General features: G+C 56.2%; 16 protein-coding genes. 13 read left to right on the forward strand and 3 right to left on the reverse strand.

Annotated elements, in window-relative coordinates; translation table 11 throughout:
* The first annotated feature begins 59 nt into the window (after positions 1-59).
* The 3 genes from IT084_RS01450 to IT084_RS01460 all read left to right on the forward strand — a co-directional run bounded on the left by IT084_RS01450 (position 60) and on the right by IT084_RS01460 (position 2,685).
* Positions 60-1,310, forward strand: coding sequence for a PDZ domain-containing protein (locus IT084_RS01450; RefSeq protein ID WP_195710440.1), 1,251 nt, complete (start codon positions 60-62; stop codon positions 1,308-1,310).
* 166 nt (positions 1,311-1,476) lie between these two features.
* On the forward strand, positions 1,477-1,668 hold the full coding sequence (locus IT084_RS01455; RefSeq protein ID WP_195710441.1) for a CooT family nickel-binding protein: 192 nt from the start codon (positions 1,477-1,479) through the stop codon (positions 1,666-1,668).
* Between the two features lie 456 nt (positions 1,669-2,124).
* Positions 2,125-2,685 carry a uracil-DNA glycosylase family protein gene (locus tag IT084_RS01460; protein ID WP_195710804.1) on the forward strand — a complete coding sequence of 187 codons (561 nt, stop codon included), beginning with the start codon at positions 2,125-2,127 and terminating at the stop codon, positions 2,683-2,685.
* 274 nt (positions 2,686-2,959) lie between these two features.
* Here the strand turns inward: IT084_RS01460 and IT084_RS01465 are convergent, their stop codons facing one another.
* A complete protein-coding gene (locus IT084_RS01465) occupies positions 2,960-4,069 on the reverse strand; it encodes a DUF362 domain-containing protein (protein WP_195710442.1) in 1,110 nt (369 codons plus the stop codon).
* A gap of 208 nt (positions 4,070-4,277) precedes the next feature.
* Positions 4,278-4,661, reverse strand: coding sequence for a MerR family transcriptional regulator (locus tag IT084_RS01470; protein ID WP_195710443.1), 384 nt, complete (start codon positions 4,659-4,661; stop codon positions 4,278-4,280).
* 518 nt (positions 4,662-5,179) lie between these two features.
* Here IT084_RS01470 and IT084_RS01475 point away from each other — a divergent pair.
* Complete coding sequence (locus IT084_RS01475; protein ID WP_195710444.1) at positions 5,180-5,416, forward strand: hypothetical protein; 237 nt, start codon at positions 5,180-5,182, stop codon at positions 5,414-5,416.
* On the opposite strand, the gene IT084_RS01480 is transcribed toward IT084_RS01475, so the two are convergent.
* Positions 5,382-5,750 (reverse strand): DUF2508 family protein, encoded by a 369-nt coding sequence (locus IT084_RS01480; protein ID WP_195710445.1) that lies wholly within the window; start codon positions 5,748-5,750, stop codon positions 5,382-5,384. The genes IT084_RS01475 and IT084_RS01480 overlap by 35 nt on opposite strands.
* 297 nt (positions 5,751-6,047) lie before the next feature.
* Between IT084_RS01480 and IT084_RS01485 the strand changes: the two genes are divergently transcribed.
* The 9 genes from IT084_RS01485 to uvrC all read left to right on the forward strand — a co-directional run bounded on the left by IT084_RS01485 (position 6,048) and on the right by uvrC (position 19,411).
* Complete coding sequence (locus IT084_RS01485) at positions 6,048-7,514, forward strand: substrate-binding domain-containing protein (RefSeq protein WP_195710446.1); 1,467 nt, start codon at positions 6,048-6,050, stop codon at positions 7,512-7,514.
* 205 nt (positions 7,515-7,719) lie between these two features.
* The gene (locus IT084_RS01490; protein WP_195710447.1) at positions 7,720-9,534 is read left to right on the forward strand and encodes an Ig-like domain-containing protein; all 1,815 of its coding nucleotides are present in this window, start codon (positions 7,720-7,722) and stop codon (positions 9,532-9,534) included.
* Between the two features lie 184 nt (positions 9,535-9,718).
* On the forward strand, positions 9,719-11,704 hold the full coding sequence (uvrB, locus tag IT084_RS01495) for an excinuclease ABC subunit UvrB (RefSeq protein WP_207744359.1): 1,986 nt from the start codon (positions 9,719-9,721) through the stop codon (positions 11,702-11,704).
* 131 nt (positions 11,705-11,835) lie between these two features.
* Positions 11,836-11,976 carry a hypothetical protein gene (locus IT084_RS01500; protein ID WP_195710448.1) on the forward strand — a complete coding sequence of 47 codons (141 nt, stop codon included), beginning with the start codon at positions 11,836-11,838 and terminating at the stop codon, positions 11,974-11,976.
* 371 nt (positions 11,977-12,347) lie between these two features.
* Positions 12,348-12,632, forward strand: coding sequence for an AbrB/MazE/SpoVT family DNA-binding domain-containing protein (locus IT084_RS01505; RefSeq protein WP_195710450.1), 285 nt, complete (start codon positions 12,348-12,350; stop codon positions 12,630-12,632).
* Entirely contained in the window at positions 12,614-13,024 is a 411-nt protein-coding gene (locus IT084_RS01510) for a PIN domain-containing protein (protein ID WP_195710452.1), read from the forward strand. The genes IT084_RS01505 and IT084_RS01510 overlap by 19 nt, the downstream gene beginning before the upstream one ends.
* Positions 13,025-13,172: 148 nt before the next feature.
* Entirely contained in the window at positions 13,173-15,998 is a 2,826-nt protein-coding gene (gene uvrA / locus IT084_RS01515) for an excinuclease ABC subunit UvrA (RefSeq protein WP_195710454.1), read from the forward strand.
* A 201-nt stretch (positions 15,999-16,199) separates the two neighbouring features.
* Complete coding sequence (locus IT084_RS01520; protein ID WP_195710456.1) at positions 16,200-17,096, forward strand: REP-associated tyrosine transposase; 897 nt, start codon at positions 16,200-16,202, stop codon at positions 17,094-17,096.
* Between the two features lie 452 nt (positions 17,097-17,548).
* On the forward strand, positions 17,549-19,411 hold the full coding sequence (uvrC, locus tag IT084_RS01525; protein ID WP_195710458.1) for an excinuclease ABC subunit UvrC: 1,863 nt from the start codon (positions 17,549-17,551) through the stop codon (positions 19,409-19,411).
* Positions 19,412-19,505 lie beyond the last annotated feature (94 nt).

A 19,505-nucleotide genomic window follows, 5' to 3' on the forward strand; every position in this document is an offset into this window, starting at 1 on the left:
CCGGGGCGACCCCTGAGACGATGACTTGTGAAAAAAGGAATTTTTGCGGGGTGATGTAGTTGTTCCCCTTTGGTGATATCTTCCCCATGATTCTGGTTAATATCGAACTAATGCTGCGGGAACCCGTCTTCTGGCTGGTGGTGGTGCTGGTGGGGCTGCAGTACCGGCGCATGAATTCCCTGCGGGAAAACATTTACGGCGTGCCGCTGAAGTCCAACTGGAACGAGGTGGGCACCGCCCTGATTTTCGGACTGGTGGGGGGGCTTTTGGGCAGCGTGCTGATGGTGTTCATCGGCGTTACGCTCACGGGCTCCGGGCTGATGTACATTTGGCCCCTGGCCATATTGCTCATGCTGGTCAACGCCAGGTTTATTTGTTTTGCCTACGCCGGCGGTATTTTAGCCCTGTCGCGCATTTTTTTCGGTTTTCCCCAGATCAATGTTTCCCAGGTGCTGGCGCTGGTGGCCGTACTGCACATGGTGGAAAGCCTGTTGATCTTTTTCAGCGGCTACCTGGGCGCGATACCCGCTTTTTTCCGGGACCGGGCCGGCCGCGTGGTGGGCGGGTTTACCCTGCAAAAATTCTGGCCCATTCCCATCGCGGCGCTGGCCTTCGTGGTGGGCATGGACGTTCCCCCCGGCAGCGTCGACATGCCCGGGTGGTGGCCTTTGATCAAACCCGGGGTGCGGGATGCCGAAAACATCATTTACACCCTTATCCCCGTAGTGGCCGCGCTGGGGTACGGCGACATGGCCATCGCCCGGGACCCGCGGCGCAAGAGCCGGATTTCCGCCGGTTACCTGGCCCTTTACAGCGCCGTGTTGCTGCTGCTGGCGGTGCTCTCGGACGGTTCCACGCTGCTGGGGGTGGTGGCGGCGCTGTTTTCGCCGCTGGGCCACGAGCTGGTGATCAATATCGGCCGCCGGCTGGAAATGGCGGACCCGCCCATTTACGTGCCCAGCCCCGACGGCCTGGCGCTCCTGGATGTTCTCCCCGATTCGCCGGCCTGGCGCGCAGGCATGCGCTCGGGTGACGTGATCCTGGCGGTGAACGGACTGCCGGTGCGGCGCCGGGCGGACCTGGCGGCCATTATGTACGCTGTGAACCCGCCCCTGCAAGTGGATTTCCTGAGCCGGCGGAAGAACCGTTACCGGCGCGAGTTGCTGTTTTACAGCGACGAGGGCCGCGTTTTGGGCTTTTTACCCGTGCCGGAGGGCTCGGAAGAGGCGATGGTGATGGAATTGAGCACCGCCGGGCCGCTGGGCCGCTGGTTTTCCGGTTTCTGGCGGCGGTTAACGGGAGAAAAATAACGTACCACAAATTATGCGTTGACACCCTTTGCCGCGGGGGGATATAATTAAATCAACCGGGCCAGGGAGGCCCATCACGGCAAGTGAACCGGACCACGGAGGTCGGATGCCGGCAAACTGGCATGACCGAGGTGGTTTTTGACTTTTTTAGGAGAGGTGATTTTGGATGTGTGAAGCTAACGCGTACCTGCGTCAGGACGGTAAAGAGGAAATGTTCATGGAAATGGTGGATAAAGTAATTCCCCAGGAAGACGGCCTGGTACTGGAGGATATTTTTGGCCGGCGCAAAATCGTCAAAGCCAGGATTACCGAGCTGGCCCTGGTGGATCACAGGATTATCCTGGAAAAGGTGGAGTAAAACGAAAGCCCGCAGGGCGGTTAAACTACCGCAGGCGGGCTTTTTTTTCAGCAAGCCTTCGTCTTTCAGCCGGAAGGCTTTGGCGTTTGTTTATCGCCTTCCTTTAAAAACGGAGGATTGGGAAATAAGCGGGAGGATTTGCAACCGGCAAAGAGAAAAATATAGGCTGGTGACAATTTTCCGGGTACCGGAATACCCCGGGATATTAAATTTGCCGCGGGTCGCCGTGGTAAGACCGGGTTGTTCCGGAGGGGAATTCCGGCCTGAAATTGCCGGCCAGGTCAGGTCGTCGTGGTAAGACTGGGCTGTCCCGGGGATACAACTCCGGGTACGCGCTAAAGGACCTGGGAACACAGTTTATGGTGATGCGGTTAATTTTACCGGTTTACGGCAGCCATGCGGGAACCGCGGGCAGGCCGCCGTGGAAATAAGGTGTGATCCATGCTTGAGGACAAACTGGCCCGGTGGAACAAAGTGAAAGAGGTTTGCCTGCGGTGCAGGGCATGCCCCCTGGCCGCCCGGCGCACCAACGTGGTTTTCGGCGAAGGCGTGCTGGAGTCGAAGGTAATGTTCGTGGGCGAGGGGCCGGGGGAACAGGAGGACCTGCAGGGCCGGCCTTTTGTGGGCCCGGCGGGGCAACTCCTGGACCGGATGCTGGCCGCCATCGACCTGGACCGCAACAAAAACGCCATGATCTGCAATATCGTTAAATGCCGCCCGCCCGGCAACCGGACGCCCACACCGGAGGAGGGGCAAAAGTGCCTGCCTTTTTTACGGGCGCAGGTGGACATCGTGCGGCCCCGGATCATCGTCTGCCTGGGAGCGACGGCGGTGCGGCATATCATTGACCCGGAGGCGTTCATCACCAGGGTGCGGGGACAATGGCTGGAACGCAAGGGTTTCTGGATCACCGCCACTTACCACCCCGCCGCCCTGTTGCGGGACCCCTCCCGTAAAGCCGAGGCCTGGGCGGACCTGAAATCAATTCGGGATAAAATTAAAGAGCTGGGTTTGTAAACCGGTTTGGCAGCCGTCCGATCACAATCTTCACTTTATTCAACTCGATTTGTTTTCCTCTTACCGTTCTTTTTTATATGGTTGTTGAACATTTTAACAGGCGGAATCCAGTAATAGCAGTAGCGGCGCATTTTCTTTATATTGTGCGGTAAAAAAATTTATTCATCTATCGCTGCCCTTGAGCAGAACAGGAGCCTAACGGCTCCTAAAAAAATCGCTTTTGAAGTATTTATTATTCATGTTTAAAAAATCTATCGTAACAAGGTTTTCTACACTATAGGACAATTAGTTCATAGTCGCGACTGCCTAACCCGATTTCTTCTCCGTAGGATAATTGGATCGTTCCGTCTATGTGTGATCTCAAACAATGAAACTTGTCAACACCAGCCCCGCAGTCAGACGAAAGCAAAGACGCGGATAAACCAACCTGTTTATTTACAAGGTCATAACTGGCCTGGTCAATAGCTACCGGATCCGTTGACGCCAGAAAACCTATATCGGGAACAATGGGCGCATCGCTCCATGACGCGCAATCACAATCAGGGGTAATATTTAGAAGAAAATTGATATAGCCGATATGTTGCTCATGAGTCTTGGCCACCCCATACGCGTATTCAGTCATTCTTTCAATAAGTGCTGGAATTTCGGTTTCCCAATCCATTTCAATAGCCTTTTCAGGACATACGGTTAAACACTCACCACAACCGATGCAACTATCTGGTGAGATTTCCGCCTTATTATCATCGGTAAGAGTGCTGGCCTTTTCCGGACAAACAGTGCAACACTGCGCACAACCAATGCATTTGTCCTGATTAACGACCATCTTGGGGGCATGCTGTTCTTTTTTTCCGGCTGCCGGTGCCCCACCCATGGCAAGATTCTTTATCGCGCCACCAAAACCAGCCATTTCATGACCTTTAAAATGCGATAACACAATAACACTATCAGCGCTAACAATATCTCTGGCCAGTTTTACCTTGCTAAAATGTTTTTTATTGATCTCAATTTCCGTAAAATTTTCACTACGTAATCCGTCTGCAATAATCAGTGGAGCACCGGTAACAGTATAATCAAAACCATGTTCCATCGCTGTTATCAAATGATCCACTGCATTATGGCGGCTTCCCGAGTACAGTGTATTCGTATCTGTAAGGAATGGCTTGGCGCCGTTGCTTTTGACTTTGTCCACCACTTGCCGCACAAATACAGGGTTTATAAAACTATCGTTGCCGCGTTCACCAAAATGAAGTTTAATAGCTGTAAGATCATCTTTTTGAATAAGATCGTTTAAACCAGCATGATCAAATAATTTTTTAATCTTACTGATCTTATTTTCCCGATATGTTCTAGATCGCAAATCGATGAAATAAACTTTACTTGACATGAACCTCACCCTTTCAAAAATAGGTTTTGGGCATATTTTACAAGTCAATAGCTATATCTCCCATGACAAAGATGTGTATACCATCCATGCCGTGGCAAATTCTTTTGACTGTTGAACCCATCGTTATGAATTATGCACTTGCCATTCTGCTTTTCAAAGCACTTGTAACAAGACATACAACTGCGTATAGGCAAACCACCAAGCCGTATTAATCCGGTCTTTTTAGCTCTTTTTCTTTTTCAACTACTACCTGTTCATATACTGCAATTTTATAATTCAGGTGTTCCAGCGTTTTCTGCATATCTTCCATTCTTGCAATTAACTGCTTACGCTGCTCGATCAAAAGTTCTTTTCTGGCCTCAATGGTCGCATCACCCTGTTGAAACAGCCCAACATACTCAATCAATGCTTCAATCTGAAGACCTGCGTTCCGCATACATTTGATAAATTCGATCCACTTACAGTCTTCTTCCGTATAATCTCTGATTCCGCTTTTATTGCGGTTCACACGAGGAATCAGTCCGATACGTTCATAATAGCGGAGTGTATCTTGCGAAAGATCAAATTTTTTACTTACTTCTGTAATCGTCATGCGATTTCACCTCCTGACATCCGATATCATAACACTTGGAGTTAACTCCAAGTCAAGGGTTTTTAAATAGTTCCCTCTGAAAAAGTCCGCGCTAGGCTTCGTGTTAATTTCCGGGTTGCTAACTCGCTCTTATACTTGTACGAACTCGCTCGCCCTCGGGCGCCGGAGAACTCGCGCCCTACGGGCGCTCGAACATGCACCGGCGCTTATCCTCGGGCTCGCTCGTTCTTTGAATTAAGCTCCTATGCAACCCTCCAATTAACACGAAGCCCCGCTGAATTTGAGTTTTTCAGGGGAAACTAAATAGTAGCACTATCCGTGCTACTATTTAAAAAGATAGAGTGTTATGTGCGTCCGTCTTTTAAGAGCTCGACGGCAAGCTGTTTGGTCAGCATCGTTTTCTCGTCCATGAAAATACGGCTGTCTTTTCAGATGGCAGGTATTCGACGAGCAGAGACCTCGGCACGCTGCACATCGCTACCTTATGGCAACTCTTGGTCGGACAGATAGCGGCCCTCATGGTCCGAGGGATAGAAAAACAGCAGGACGTGAATCTCCCGGGCAACGTTAAACAGAACCAGGTACTCACTGACTTGCTGGGACGAGGTATTGGCGTTCACCTTGGCGGCCTTGACCCCGAGATAGGGAAAGTGGTCGAGGGTTTATACCGGGAAGGCCGGCTGGATGCGCTGGTCAGCATCACCACCCAGTCGGCCGGGGTTAATATTGCCGTATTTTTTTCTGCACATTTTTAATATTACCCGCATCTAAAATGAACAGTTTTTCCCCCGCCTCCGGTTCCACCGTTTCCCCCGCGCCGGAACCGGGCAGGCATGACTTGCAGATGCCGGCCGGCCAGGCGGTTACCCCTTCCCGCCGGGCCTGATTGATCAACGCCATGTAACGCCGTTCGGCGGCTTTGATGTTGTGGATGGCAAAATCAATCAGGTCGTTGCCGACAAAGTTGAATTCGGCAAGGGCCAGTTTCCAGGTCCTTCTTGCCTCGTCCACGGTATCCACCAGCCCGGGTTGTTGATTGCACAACGGCGTGAGCCGGAGTAAGAAATTCTTTAGCGGCTTGGAGTTCATCAAAACACCCCCTGAATAATTCCTATGCCTGAACTGGAAAATTTAGACTGGAATATTTCCCGCCGGTGGCCGCCGGGTGGTAGCATGAAAACATTTCGATTACCTGGTTGCAGGAGAAAGCCTAAAAAAAGGGCGCACTTATCCCTTGGCGTAAAAATGAAATTTTAGGCGGGTTATAATGATATCCTGGGTTTACGTTGCACGGAAACTGTGTTTCGGGGTGGAATAAAGACCTTCTCCGGGGCAAAGCATAATTATGGGAAGTTTGCAACTGTAAATCGCCCCGGGGGTGGTTAAATGCGCGGGATCAAAATTTTTTTCTGCACGGTACTGGGGCTGCTATTGCTGGCGGCCGGTTGCGGCAACCGCGAGCCGCAGCGCAAGCCCGCGGAGCCGCCGGTAAAAGTAGCTTTTGCCCTGGCCGATATGAACAGGGACGGGAATAAAACAATTAAAGAAGTGGTGGACAAGGAAAAAAGGAATCTCCAGGCCAACGTCACCTGGCTGGATGCCCGCAACGACCCGGCGGAGCAACAAAAACAGCTGGAAAAACTGGCCGGGAAAAAAGTAAAGGCGGTGGTGCTGCAGCCGGTGGACCCCGCCCGGGCGCCCGCGCTGGTTGAGCAGTTGAACCGGGCGGGGGTGAAGGTAATTGTACTGGAAAACCTGCCGGTGAATACCCCGGTTGACGGGTATATCGCCCCGGACCATGCCATGGTGGGCCGCCTGCAGGCCCGCTTTGTGCTGGAGGCGCTGCGCCGGGCGGAGGAAGCCAAAGCCGGCATGGTGCCTCCCGGGGGCGGCGCGCAGCAGGGGAGCCGGGGTGGCGGCGCCCAACCAGGCGGGCAGAACCAGGGCGGCGGGCAGCAGAAAGGCTCCGGCCAGGGACAGCAGGGGACCGCCAGCGGGCAGCAACAGCCGCCCGGAGCGGTGGATTACACCGTGGTGGCGCAGCTGCCCGAACGCCGCCCGCTTAACGTGGTGATTTTGCGGGGAGACCCCCGGGACCAGGCGGCCCGGGAGATTACCGCTTCTCTCCAGGCCGAACTGCAGGGGCGAAAGGACGTGCAAATACTGGGGGTGTATGACCACCCCCGCTGGGACCCCGCTTCCGTGCCCGCCACCCTGGCGGAAATTATTGGCCGGGGCGAGCGTATTGACGTAATCCTGGCCAACGACAGCACCCTGGCCATGGCGGCGGTGGAATACCTGAAGATGGGCGGCTACGAAAAGAATGTCCTTACTGTGGGTGTGGGCGCCGACGAGAAGGCTTCCAGGGGGCTGGTCAACGGCGAGCACGACGCCGAGGTGGACGTGAATCCTGAAATGCTGGGGCAGTTTGCTCTGGAGGCGGCTGTGGCGCTGGCCGGGACCGGGCACTGGCAGTACAGCGCCGGCGTGAATAACGGTGACTACAGCGTGCCCGCCCGCATTGTGCCCGTCCGCCTGGTTACCGCCAGGAATGCCTACCTGCTGGAGCAGCGCTGGAAGGACTTGAAGAAAGCCGGACAGCAGCAGGGCGGTCAGCAGGACCGGGGCGGGCAGCGGGAAGGACAACAGGAACAACAGCAGGGACAGCAGCAGGGTCAACAGCAGCAACAGGGGCAGCAGGGCGGGAAAAACAAGACCATGCTGCGAATTACCACCCGGGACGGCAAAACCATGGAAGTGCAAATTGACGGCGAAGTCAAAAAGATAGAATCACTGGGCGGTCAAGGGGGGCAGCAACAGGGCGGCGGACAGCAAGGCCGGGGAGGACAGTAAAAAGGGAAGGCGACTTGGCGTAGACCATAGGTGTTGCATTGTTGCGATTTGGGAAGGCGTCTTCGAGGATAAGAAGCGCTTTTCCTTTTTACCGGGTAACGCCGTTCCGGGGATGCGGGAATTATTATTTCCGGGGCTGCAGTTTTCCAGTCACCTGCCGATATATTCTATATAATGGATGATAATTTTCCCGGCAGGTGATTGGATGACACGGTTGTTTAAGCGAGCGATAATGACGGCACTGCTGGCGGCACTGGTTGTTTTTTACCCGGTGCAGGCTGCGCCGGCCGGGTCCCGCCCCAACGTCGAGGACCATTACCCGGGAAAAGACGCCGGGGATGTGCCCGTCAATGTTGTAATCATGATTGAATTCAGCGAGGAGATGGACGAGCAAAGCGTCTTGGAAGGCTTTACGTTGAGAGATGAAGACGGTCGCGCTGTTTCCGGCTCTGTTACCTACGATGCTGCTTCTCACAAAGCGTATTTCAAACCGGACCAATCATTAAAATACAACACGAAGTACAGGGTCAGGCTTTCCGGTTCCATTGAAGACGCGGACGGTGACAATCTCGCGTACTACAGTTTTGATTTTACAACGGCCAGGGATGCCCGCATGTACGTTGACGGCATTGAAGTGACGGGTAAATCCATTTATGTCAACAACAGCCCGGTGGATATAACCCTGGATGTTCCGGGCGCGGAGAAAGTTATTTACGGAGAAGAGGAACTGGAAAACCGGGGCGACGAATACTACCTGGAAGATGTTGTTTTAAAGCCGGGCGCCAATAGTTTTACCTTTAAAATAACTTACGAGTACGAGGACGATACGGGGGAAACCCGGGAAGAGACAATCTCCTTCAGTAAACAAGTTTATTTTGTCAATACGCTGGAAGACGGGGCCGTGGTAACATATAACCTGCACGACGGCAACAAGGTCAGCGTTTTTGATAAAAAGTTGAATATCGTTTTCCCCAAAAACTATTATTTGCGGGAAGGTAACGGGGCGGCCCACAGCCAGGTGATGGCTTTTAAGCTGGAACGGATCTACCAGGTCAACGGCAGCCCGGCGGTCAGTTATTTATTCAACGTGGGCCATGTCCGGGGCAAGGAAGGCGACTACAGGTACGACTGTTTCGGGGAGAACTGCGCCGTTGCGGGCGCGCCGCCAGGCGGCCAAATGACCCTGCCGGTTGATGAGGACTTGGCCGAGGCTGCGTACCGGACGCTTACTGTGTTTTACGACGCGTATGACGGCCTGGCCGGGAACTGGCGGAACCTGGGCGGCAGGGCGGATGCCAAAAAGAAAACTGTCGCCGTGCCTTTCGAGGGATTCGGCCGTTACGTCGTGGTGAACCGGCTGTGGACCTTCCGGGACCAGGTTGGCTGGCCGGCCCGCCCCTGCGTGGAATACCTCTGGGCCCGGGGCATCATGTCGCCGGCCGGTACCGCTCCGGGATATTTCGGATTGACCGACCAGCAGGGAAAGGAATTAAACGCGACCCGGGGTGAATTCGTGGTCATGCTGGGCAAGGCGCTGGGATTGAAAACGCCCGGTGACGATGTTGGCCTGGGCATTTTCAGCGACGTATTCTACCTGTCGGGCCACTCTTACGGGTACAGCGGGGCGGGAGCCCTGGTGCCTTTGCCCCGTGACCACGTCAAGTATATCGAGGCGGCGGCCAAAAACGGCATTGTGAGTGGTTTCAGGGAAAAAGACGGGAGATTTGTGTTCCGCTATTTCGACAGTGTTACCAGGGAACAAGCGGCGGCGATAATCGCCGCGGCGGCGGGCCTGCCGGTATCCGGCGCCGGCGAGCGGGTGGTTGACTGGAAGCTGTCCCGCATGTTCAAGGACTACCAAAATATTTCCCCCGGGGCCCGGCCCTACGTGCTGGAAGCGGTGTCGGGCGGCTACATGCAAGGATTCCCGGACTGGACCTTCCGCCCCGGCGCTGGGCTTACCAGGATAGAAGCCGCCGAAATGGTCTACAAGCTGATGGAGAAAAAGAAATTATTGTAATTTATTACCGAGATATTGCATCCGGGCCGTGTGAGTCAAACGGCCCGTTTGTTTTATAACCGATTATTTAATCCGAAAATAACCTGGGGTCAAGCTCCGGGGCTATGACAATATTATGTTAAGCCGGGTAGTAATTTTTTACCGTTGCGCGGCGTGATATAATTTAATCCGGGGGTGAATTGAAATGCAATTTAACCTGAAATCCTCCTACGAGCCCCGGGGCGACCAGCCCAAGGCCATCGCTCAACTGGTGGAGGGGCTCAACAACGGTTTGAAACACCAGACCCTGCTGGGCGTGACCGGCAGCGGCAAGACATACACCATGGCCCAGGTGATCCAGCGGGTACAGCGGCCCACCCTGGTGCTGGCCCACAACAAGACCCTGGCGGCCCAGCTGTGCGGCGAGTTCAAGGAATTTTTCCCGGACAACGCGGTGGAGTATTTCGTCAGCTACTACGATTATTACCAGCCCGAGGCGTATATCCCCCAGACCGACACTTACATTGAGAAGGACTCCTCCATCAACGACGAGATCGACAAGCTGCGCCACTCGGCCACTTGCGCCCTGTTCGAGCGGCGGGACGTGATCATCGTGGCCAGCGTGTCCTGCATCTACGGGTTGGGCGACCCCGAGCAGTACAGCACCCTGGTGCTGTCCCTACGCAAGGGGTTTGAATACGACCGGGACGCCGTGCTGCGCCGGCTGGTGGATATCCAGTACGAGCGCAACGATGTCAATTTTACCCGGAGCACCTTCCGGGTGCGGGGCGACGTGCTGGAGATATTTCCGGCGGGCAACTCCGAACGGGCCATCCGGGTGGAATTTTTCGGCGACGAGGTGGAACGGCTCCTGGAGTTTGACGTGCTCACCGGTGAGATCACCGGGGAGCGGCAGCACGTTTCGGTTTTCCCCGCCAGCCACTACGCCATCTCCCGCGACCGCATGGAGGCGGCCATTGCCCGGATCGAGGAGGAACTGGAGCAGCGGCTGTTCGAGCTGCGGCAGCGGGACAAGCTGCTGGAGGCCCAGCGCCTGGAGCAGCGCACCAGGTACGATATCGAGATGATGCGGGAAATGGGCTACTGCAACGGCATTGAAAACTATTCCCGGCATCTCACCGGGCGTCAGCCGGGTGAACCGCCCTATACGCTGCTGGACTATTTCCCGGACGACTTTTTGATGATCATCGACGAATCCCACGTCACCCTCCCACAGGTGCGGGCCATGTACGAGGGGGACCGGTCCCGCAAGACCGCGCTGGTGGAGTACGGCTTTCGCCTGCCCTCGGCTTTCGACAACCGCCCCCTCACCTTCGAGGAGTTTGAGCGGCGGCTGGGCCAGGTGATTTACGTTTCCGCCACCCCCGGTCCCTACGAGCTGGAACATAGCGACCAGGTGGTGGAACAGATCATCCGGCCCACCGGGCTGGTGGATCCCGAGTTGTTCGTGCGTCCCACCCGGGGGCAGATCGACGACCTGATCGGCGAGATCAACCAGCGGGTGGCCAAACGGGAACGGGTGCTGATCACCACCCTGACCAAGAAAATGGCCGAGGACCTTACCGATTACCTGCGGGAAACGGGCATCCGGGTGCGCTACATGCACTCGGAGATCAACACCATCGAGCGGATGGAAATTATCCGCGACCTGCGGCTGGGCACATTCGACGTGCTGGTGGGTATCAACCTGTTGCGGGAGGGACTGGACCTGCCCGAGGTGAGCCTGGTGGCCATCCTGGACGCCGACAAGGAGGGCTACCTGCGCTCGGAACGCTCGCTGATCCAGACCATCGGGCGGGCGGCCCGGAACGTGAACGGGCGGGTGATTCTCTACGCCGACCGGATCACCGAGTCCATGCGCCGGGCCATTGATGAAACCGAGCGCCGCCGCAAGCTGCAGGCGGAGTTCAACCTGCAGCACGGCATCACCCCGCAAACCGTGCGCAAGGCGGTGCACGAAGTGATCGAGGCCACCGCCAAAGTGGCCGAAACGCCGGCGGTATACGACGTGGCGGCCAGGAAAGGCAAGTTGACCAAGAAGGAAATCAGGCAGATGCTGGCCCGGCTGGAGAAAGAAATGCGGGAGGCGGCGCGGCGGCTGGAATTCGAGCAGGCGGCCCAGCTCCGGGACGCCATCATCGAGCTGCGCCTGGAACTGCGCAGCCGGTAGGGGTCAGGCCTATCGTAACTGTAATAACTGTAAAAATAATATATTATAATAAAAAGATTTCTACCTGGTGCATGTTAAAACGCCAGGGGATCGAGAGAGTTCTCCGGTGTAAGTGGCAGGTAAATTTAAGGATGATTTGGCTGCAAAAACTGGTACTTGTAGTTGGCGCTCCGGCGGTTTCTTCCGTTCGTTTCGCAATTTTACCTTTATGGCTGGAGCAACTTTTAGTTAACGCTTACAACTTACTGCCCAACTACTTCTTCACGCCCTAAGGGGTCATGGCTCTTGGGATATGACGGGCTAGGGACCGCATCCAGTGCTCCACTCACTCCAGAAATCCGCCGGATCGCCTACCACTATGGTGTTTTTGCAGTTAAATCAAGGATAAGTTTGTAAGTTTATGCCCGCCATGGCTCAGAACAGAACCAATTCCCTTTAAACCCGGCCCGGGTCAATGCTGGCGAGTAAAACCGGATAAATTATTGATTCCAAATATTCCCTCTGGTATAGTAAGTTAGTAAGGCGGAAGGTAAGAAACGGGATCGGGCCTGAAAGCGGTAAATACTATAACGATATTGAAATGATGATTTCACGGTAAACCATATTTTTATCCGCCCGGTCCCGGGGGAAAGGGGATTTTCAATTGCAATACGAAGTGGTTACGCTCACCAGCAAGGGGCAGTTGACGTTGCCCAAACAATACAGGGACAAATTGCGCCTGGATAAGGGATCGCAGTTGGCCGTGGCCTTGAAGGGCGATACTTTGCTGTTGAAAAAGGTTTACCCGGTGTGTCCCCTTGGCGAAAAAGACCCCATCTGGGATATGGTGGGGGTATTTGAAGACAGCCGGGGCGCCGCCGGGGTTTCGGAGGCCCGCGACGGCGGCGTTGCGGAAGGGGAGGTGGCGGCGTGCAAAAAGTCCTGGTAGACTCCGGGGCGGTGTTCGCCCTGCTGTGCCGCGGCGATCAAAACCACGGGGCGGCCGTGGCGGCCCTGCGCCGGATGCAAAGGCAAAAAGCGCTGCCGGTGCTGACCAACTACCTCCTGGCGGAAACCCACGCTTTGCTGGCCGCCCGCCTGGGCCCTGACGCCGCCCGCATGTGGGTGCGGCACAACATCTGGCCGGTGGAACGGGCCGGGGAGGCGGATGAGATGCGGGCCCGGGAGATCCTGCTTTCCGGCCGGGGCGGGGACTGCACCCTCACCGACGCCGTCAGTTTCGCCGTCATGGAACGGCTGGGCATCGATACCGCCCTGACCTTTGACGAAAATTTCGCCCGCTACGGTTTCCACATCCTCCAGGGGTCAGGCCTGTCGTAACTGTAATTATATTGCAAAATTCGACACAATCCTACATAAGTTTAAATCTTATCCTCAGCACGGCAAACTTGACTGGAAGTGGCTCATGTTATATTAATACGTATTATTCCGCATTTTTACGACTTAAGAATTAAAAATGGAGGCAGTCATGCAGGACAAAATCGTGGTCAGGGGCGCCCGCGCCCACAACTTGAAAAATATCAACGTCGAGATTCCCCGGGATAAGCTGGTGGTGATCACCGGGCTGTCCGGGTCGGGCAAATCCTCCCTGGCTTTCGACACCATCTATGCCGAGGGGCAGCGCCGCTACGTGGAATCCCTGTCGGCCTATGCCAGGCAGTTCCTGGGACAAATGAACAAGCCCGACGTGGATTATATCGAGGGGCTGTCGCCGGCCATTTCCATCGACCAGAAAACCACCAGCCACAACCCCCGTTCCACCGTGGGCACCGTCACCGAGATTTACGACTACCTGCGCCTGCTGTTTGCCCGGGCGGGGCGGCCGCATTGCCCGCAGTGCGGCAAGCCCATTACCCGCCAAACGGTGCAGCAAATCGTGGACCAGCTGCTGGAACTGCCCGAGGGCACCCGCCTGCAGCTGCTGGCCCCGGTGGTACGGGGCAAAAAGGGCGAGCATGTCAAGTTGCTGGAGGAAATCCGCCGGGAGGGCTTTGTCCGGGTGCGGGTGGACGGCGAAGTGCGCGACGTCAACGAGGAAATCAAGCTGGACAAAAACAAGAAGCATACCATTGAAATAGTGGTGGACCGGGTGATTATTCGCCCCGGCTCCGCCAAGCGGCTGGCCGACTCCCTGGAGACCGCCCTCAAGTACGGGGACGGCGTGGCCGTGGCGGCCGTGCTCGACGGCGAGGAAATCGTGTTCAGTGAAAATTTCGCCTGCGTCGACTGCGGTGTCAGCATTCCCGAAATCGCCCCGCGGCTGTTTTCCTTCAACAGCCCCTTCGGGGCCTGCCCGGAATGCACCGGGCTGGGGTTTAAAATGGAGCTTGATCCGGACCTGGTGATCCCGGACAAAAGCCTGTCGGTGCGCCAGGGGGCCATCGAACCCTGGCTGAAGAGCTTGAACGGCATGCGCTACCTGGAGGCGGTGGCGGACCATTACGGCTTCGACCTGGACACCCCCGTGAAGGACATGGACCCGGCCCACCTGGACAAGCTGCTGTACGGCACGGGCCGGGAGATTGTGAGGGTCACCCTTACCGACAGCTTCGGCAACAGGCATACTTACCGGGTTCCCTTTGAAGGGGTGATCAACAATCTGAGCCGGCGCTACCGGGAAACCAATTCCGACTACATGCGGGAGGAAATTGAACAGTATATGAGCACGCGTCCCTGCCCCGTTTGTAAGGGAGCCAGGCTCAAGCCCGAGGCGCTGGCGGTGAAAATCGGCGGCCTTTCCATTAACGAGGTGACCGCCATGTCCGTGCTGGAGGCGCAGCGCTTCCTGCAGGGGCTGGAACTGACCGAACGGGAGCGGGTGATTGCCCGGCAGGTGCTGAAGGAGATCGACGCCCGCCTGGGCTTTCTGGTCAACGTCGGCCTGGACTACCTGACCCTGGACCGGGCGGCGGGCACCCTGTCCGGCGGCGAGGCCCAGCGCATCCGCCTGGCCACCCAGATCGGCAGCGGTTTGATGGGGGTGTTATACATCCTGGACGAGCCCAGCATCGGCCTGCACCAGCGGGACAACCGCCGCCTGCTGGAGACCCTGGAGCGGCTGCGGGACCTGGGCAACACGTTGATCGTGGTGGAGCACGACGAGGAAACCATTTACACCGCCGATCATATCATCGACATCGGTCCCGGCGCCGGTGAGCATGGCGGGCGGGTGGTGGCCAGCGGCACGGTGCGGGACATCATGGACGTGCCCGAATCCATCACCGGGCAGTATCTCAGCGGCAAAAAGCGGATCCCCGTGCCCGCCGCGCGCCGCCGGCCCAACGGCAAAGCGCTGCAGGTGATCGGGGCTTCGGAGCATAACCTGAAAAATATCGACGTTGAAATTCCCCTGGGCCTGTTCATTTGCGTCACGGGGGTATCGGGCTCGGGCAAGAGTACCCTGGTGAACGAGATTCTCTATAAAAAACTGGCCCAGGAACTGCACCGGGCCAGGGTCAAGCCCGGCGCCTGCCGGGAAATAAGGGGCCTGGAGCATCTGGACAAGGTGATTGAAGTGGACCAGTCTCCCATCGGGCGCACGCCGCGGTCCAATCCGGCCACTTATACCGGAGTGTTTACCAGCATCAGGGAACTGTTTTCCCAAACCCCCGAGGCCCGGGCCAGGGGGTACCGCCCGGGGCGGTTCAGCTTCAATGTCAAGGGCGGGCGCTGCGAGGCCTGCCGTGGCGACGGTATCATCAAAATTGAAATGCATTTCCTGCCGGATGTTTACGTGCCCTGCGAGGTATGCAAGGGCAAGCGCTATAACCGGGAGACACTGGAGATCAAATACAAGGGCAAAAGCATCGCCGACGTGCTGGACATGACGGTGGAGCAAGCCCTGGATTTCTTCCAGCACCTGCCCGTGATCCAGCGCAAGTTGCAGACCCTGTACGACGTGGGGCTGGGATATATCCGCCTGGGCCAGCCCGCGCCCGAGCTTTCGGGGGGTGAGGCGCAGCGGGTGAAGCTGGCCACCGAGCTCTCGCGGCGCTCCAACGGCAAGACCCTGTACATCCTGGACGAACCCACCACCGGGCTGCACATCGCGGATATCCACCGCCTGCTCAACGTGCTGCACCGGTTGGTGGACGCCGGCGATACCGTGCTGGTGATCGAGCACAACCTGGATGTAATCAAAACCGCCGACTATATTATCGATCTCGGCCCCGAGGGCGGCCACCGGGGAGGCGAAATCCTGGTCACCGGCACCCCCGAAGAGGTCGCCCGGTCCCCCGTATCCCACACCGGCCGCTTCCTCCGGGAAATCCTCCCGGGGTCAGGCCTATCGTAACTGTAATAACTTTGGTTATTTTACCTGGATACAGGTAAAACGGGCCGCAGGAATTACAGGTATAATCCCCCGGCGCGGTGTGGGTCCGGTCGTAATATGAGGTTAACCAATGTTTGGATGGTATGGCGGCAAGGGTAGTTTACATTAGCCCGCGGATGTTGCCGGCCATGTAATATACCGTGTAATATTAAGGAGGTATATATGGCGCGCAAGCCAAGAATCCATGTTCCAGGCGCATTTTACCATGTTATGGCCCGGGGTAATCGGAAACAAGATGTTTTTCAAGACGATGATGATTACCATACTTATTTGAGGCTGGTTAAAAAGTATAGTCAAAGATACGGCGTTGAGGTCCATGGTTACGTTTTAATGCCCAATCACGTGCACTTTTTACTGAGGGTTGGGGATGTCCCCCTGGCCAAGTTCATGCAAGGCGTCCAGCAATCCTATACTCAAATCTACAATAAACGCCATGACCAGGTGGGCCACCTTTTCCAGGGCCGCTTCAAAAGTTTGCTGGTTGACAAGGATGCCTACCTGTTGGAATTAATCAGGTATATTCACTTAAACCCCGTTAAAGCCGGACTGGTTAACGATCCGCGAAGTTATCGCTGGTCAAGCCAATGGAACTACTTCCACACCCGGGAGGAAGATTGGGTAAAAACCGGGTTTATAAAAAGTATACTGGCGCAATATGGCGGGACTGTGGTAGACGATTACCAGTTGGTACCCGATTCGGTACCGGGAAATGACGTATCAATCCAAAAAGAGAATGTTCAGCGGCAGTCACAAGATGTGGCCCACCTTAAACTTGATTTGGATGCCTTGTTGAGTGTTGTTTCTGAATTTACAGGCGTGGCTCCGCAACTTGTGGCCGGTTCCGGGCGTGTAAAGCAAGCCTTGGAAGCGAGGCGTCTTTTGGTCTATGCCGCCTGTCGCTGGGGACGTTACAGCCTTGCGGAAGTGGCCGGTTTTTTAAACCGGACGGAATCGACCATTTCCAAGTCCCTGCACTGGGTTGAAGATAATTTAGGTGCTTTGGGCGAAGATACCTTGCCGCGCCTGAGGCAAAAACTCCAGGGGTCAGGCCTGTCGTAACTGTAATAACCTGAGTTGTTGTACCTGTATACAGATAAACGGCCCTCAGGGGATTATAGCTATAATCCCCTGAGGCCTTGATAAATTCCGTTTTCGTAAAACTCGGTGCCAACAAGACCTCTATTTATTCGGTTCTTACTTAGCCATTTACACGGGATAGGTACTTTGCCAGCAACATGAAGGGATTATTGGTATAATTACCTGTCGCGGCGTAGGTCCGGTCGTAATATGAGGTTAACCGATGTTTGGATGCGCCACAGTTAAGGGGGAAAGTTTTTATGAATTTTAAGTACAGGGTGTCCAAGGTGGAAGTATGAAACTTTTGCGCGTGGCTGGTTAGATAAACTTAAATAGACCTTTTCTACGATATAAGCAACATCTATTATATAATTAATATATTTGGATTTTAGAGTTATTACAGTTGCGACAGGCCTGACCCCTGAAGTGAGGTGATGGGTGTGCGGGAAAAGCTGGGACAGCTGCCGGAAAGCCCGGGAGTTTATTTGTTTCGGGACGGGACCGGGCAGGTTATATATGTGGGCAAGGCCGTGTCCCTGAAAAACAGGGTGCGTTCTTATTTCGGGGCGACGGCGGGCCGCAATCCCAAGGTTAAGGCGATGATGGCGCGGGCCCGGGACTTGGAGTATATCACCACCGATTCCGAGGTGGAGGCGCTGATTCTGGAGGCCAACCTGATCAAGGAGCACCGGCCCCGGTACAACGTCTTTTTGAGGGACGACAAAAGCTATCCTTACCTGAAAGTGACTCTGAACGAGCAATTTCCCCGGGTGTTGATGACCCGCCGGGTGGTCAAGGACGGGTCCCGGTATTTCGGCCCCTACACCCAGGTGGGCGCGGTGCACGAAACGCTGCGGCTGCTCAAGCGCATTTTTCCGCTGCGTTCCTGCAAGCAAAGGGACCCGGCGCCCCGGAGCAGGCCCTGCCTGAACCAGCACATCAAGCGGTGCCTGGGCCCGTGCTGCGGGCTGGTCACCCCGGAGGAATACCGGAAGGTGGTGGACGGGGTGCTGCTGTTTCTGGAAGGGAAACAGGAGGAACTGGTGAAGGCCCTGCGGGCGCGCATGGAGCAGGCCGCGGAAAACCTGGAATTCGAGCGCGCCGCCGAACTGCGGGACCAGCTGCAGGCTGTGGAAAAGGTGATTGAAAAGCAAAAGATAGTGAACGCCGATCGGGAGGACAGGGATGTGGTGGCCATGGCCCGGGACCAGGACGAGGCTTGCGTGATGGTGTTTTTTGTGCGCGGCGGCAAGCTGATCGGACGGGAACACTTTATCCTCGACGGCACCGGCGAGATGGGGCGGGACGAGGTGATCACCGCCTTCATCAAGCAGTATTACCTCCGGGCCGAGTTTGTCCCCCGGGAGGTCCTGGTTGAGGACGTGCTGGCCGGGGAGAAGGGACTGCTGGAACAGTGGCTGGCCGAAAAGCGGGGCGGCCGGGTTTACATCACCAGGCCGCACCGGGGGGAGAAGAAACAGCTGGTGGACCTGGTGGGTCGCAACGCATTGCTGGTGCTGGAAGAAGTGCAGGCCGGCCGGGCGGCCCGCAAGGATGATTTACAAAAGGCGCTGGAGCAACTGGCCGGAGCCCTGGGGCTGGAGGCCCCGCCCCGCCGGATGGAGTGCTATGATATATCCAACACCCAGGGGGCCGAGCCCGTGGCCTCCATGGTGGTGTTTGAGGATGGGCGGCCCGCCCCGCAGCAGTACCGGCGGTTTAAAATCAAAACTGTAACCGGCCCGGATGATTTCGCTTCCATGCGGGAGGCACTGGAGCGGCGTTTCGCCCGCGGGCGGGAGGAAAGGGATCTGGTCAACACCGGGCAAATGTCCGGCAAGAAGGCCAAGTTTCACCGCTTCCCCGATCTGGTGGTGGTGGACGGCGGCAAGGGGCAGCTCTCTGCCGCGCTGGAGGCGCTGAAAGCCCGGGGATTTGATTATATTCCGGTGTGCAGCCTGGCCAAACAGGAGGAACTGGTTTTCCTGCCGGGACGCGCCGAGCCCGTGCGGCTGCCGCTTGATTCCCCGGCCCTGAAGCTGCTGCAGCGGCTCCGGGACGAGGCGCACCGCTTTGCGGTAACCTACCACCGGCAGCTGCGGGGCAAGCGCAACCTGAAATCCATGCTGGAGGAAATAGAGGGCGTCGGGCCGGTGCGGCGCCGGGAACTGCTGAGAAGCTTTGGAACCGTGGAAAAAATCAAGGAGGCCACACTGGAGGAGCTGGCTGCCGTGCCGGGCATGAACCGCCGGGCGGCCCGGGCCGTATACGATTACTTTAGGGATTATGGTGGCTGAAAATAACCGGTGTATGGGCTTTATATTTGACCGGTTGGGTTGTTAGCATCTGTGAGTTCAGAATGGCGCAGTTGTAAGGCGCATGCGGTTTATA

The sequence above is a fragment of the Desulfallas sp. Bu1-1 genome (assembly GCF_015594625.1).
GTDB lineage: Bacteria > Bacillota > Desulfotomaculia > Desulfotomaculales > Desulfallaceae > JADNRQ01.

Coding starts and splice junctions, on each gene's coding strand:
- IT084_RS01455 (WP_195710441.1), top strand. CDS start 1,477: ATGTGTGAAGCTAACGCGTACCTGCGTCAGGACGGTAAAGAGGAAATG.
- IT084_RS01465 (WP_195710442.1), bottom strand. CDS start 4,069: ATGTCAAGTAAAGTTTATTTCATCGATTTGCGATCTAGAACATATCGG.
- IT084_RS01470 (WP_195710443.1), bottom strand. CDS start 4,661: ATGACGATTACAGAAGTAAGTAAAAAATTTGATCTTTCGCAAGATACA.
- IT084_RS01475 (WP_195710444.1), top strand. CDS start 5,180: ATGGTCCGAGGGATAGAAAAACAGCAGGACGTGAATCTCCCGGGCAAC.
- IT084_RS01480 (WP_195710445.1), bottom strand. CDS start 5,750: ATGAACTCCAAGCCGCTAAAGAATTTCTTACTCCGGCTCACGCCGTTG.
- IT084_RS01485 (WP_195710446.1), top strand. CDS start 6,048: ATGCGCGGGATCAAAATTTTTTTCTGCACGGTACTGGGGCTGCTATTG.
- IT084_RS01490 (WP_195710447.1), top strand. CDS start 7,720: ATGACACGGTTGTTTAAGCGAGCGATAATGACGGCACTGCTGGCGGCA.
- uvrB (WP_207744359.1), top strand. CDS start 9,719: ATGCAATTTAACCTGAAATCCTCCTACGAGCCCCGGGGCGACCAGCCC.
- IT084_RS01500 (WP_195710448.1), top strand. CDS start 11,836: ATGATTTGGCTGCAAAAACTGGTACTTGTAGTTGGCGCTCCGGCGGTT.
- uvrA (WP_195710454.1), top strand. CDS start 13,173: ATGCAGGACAAAATCGTGGTCAGGGGCGCCCGCGCCCACAACTTGAAA.
- IT084_RS01520 (WP_195710456.1), top strand. CDS start 16,200: ATGGCGCGCAAGCCAAGAATCCATGTTCCAGGCGCATTTTACCATGTT.
- uvrC (WP_195710458.1), top strand. CDS start 17,549: ATGGGTGTGCGGGAAAAGCTGGGACAGCTGCCGGAAAGCCCGGGAGTT.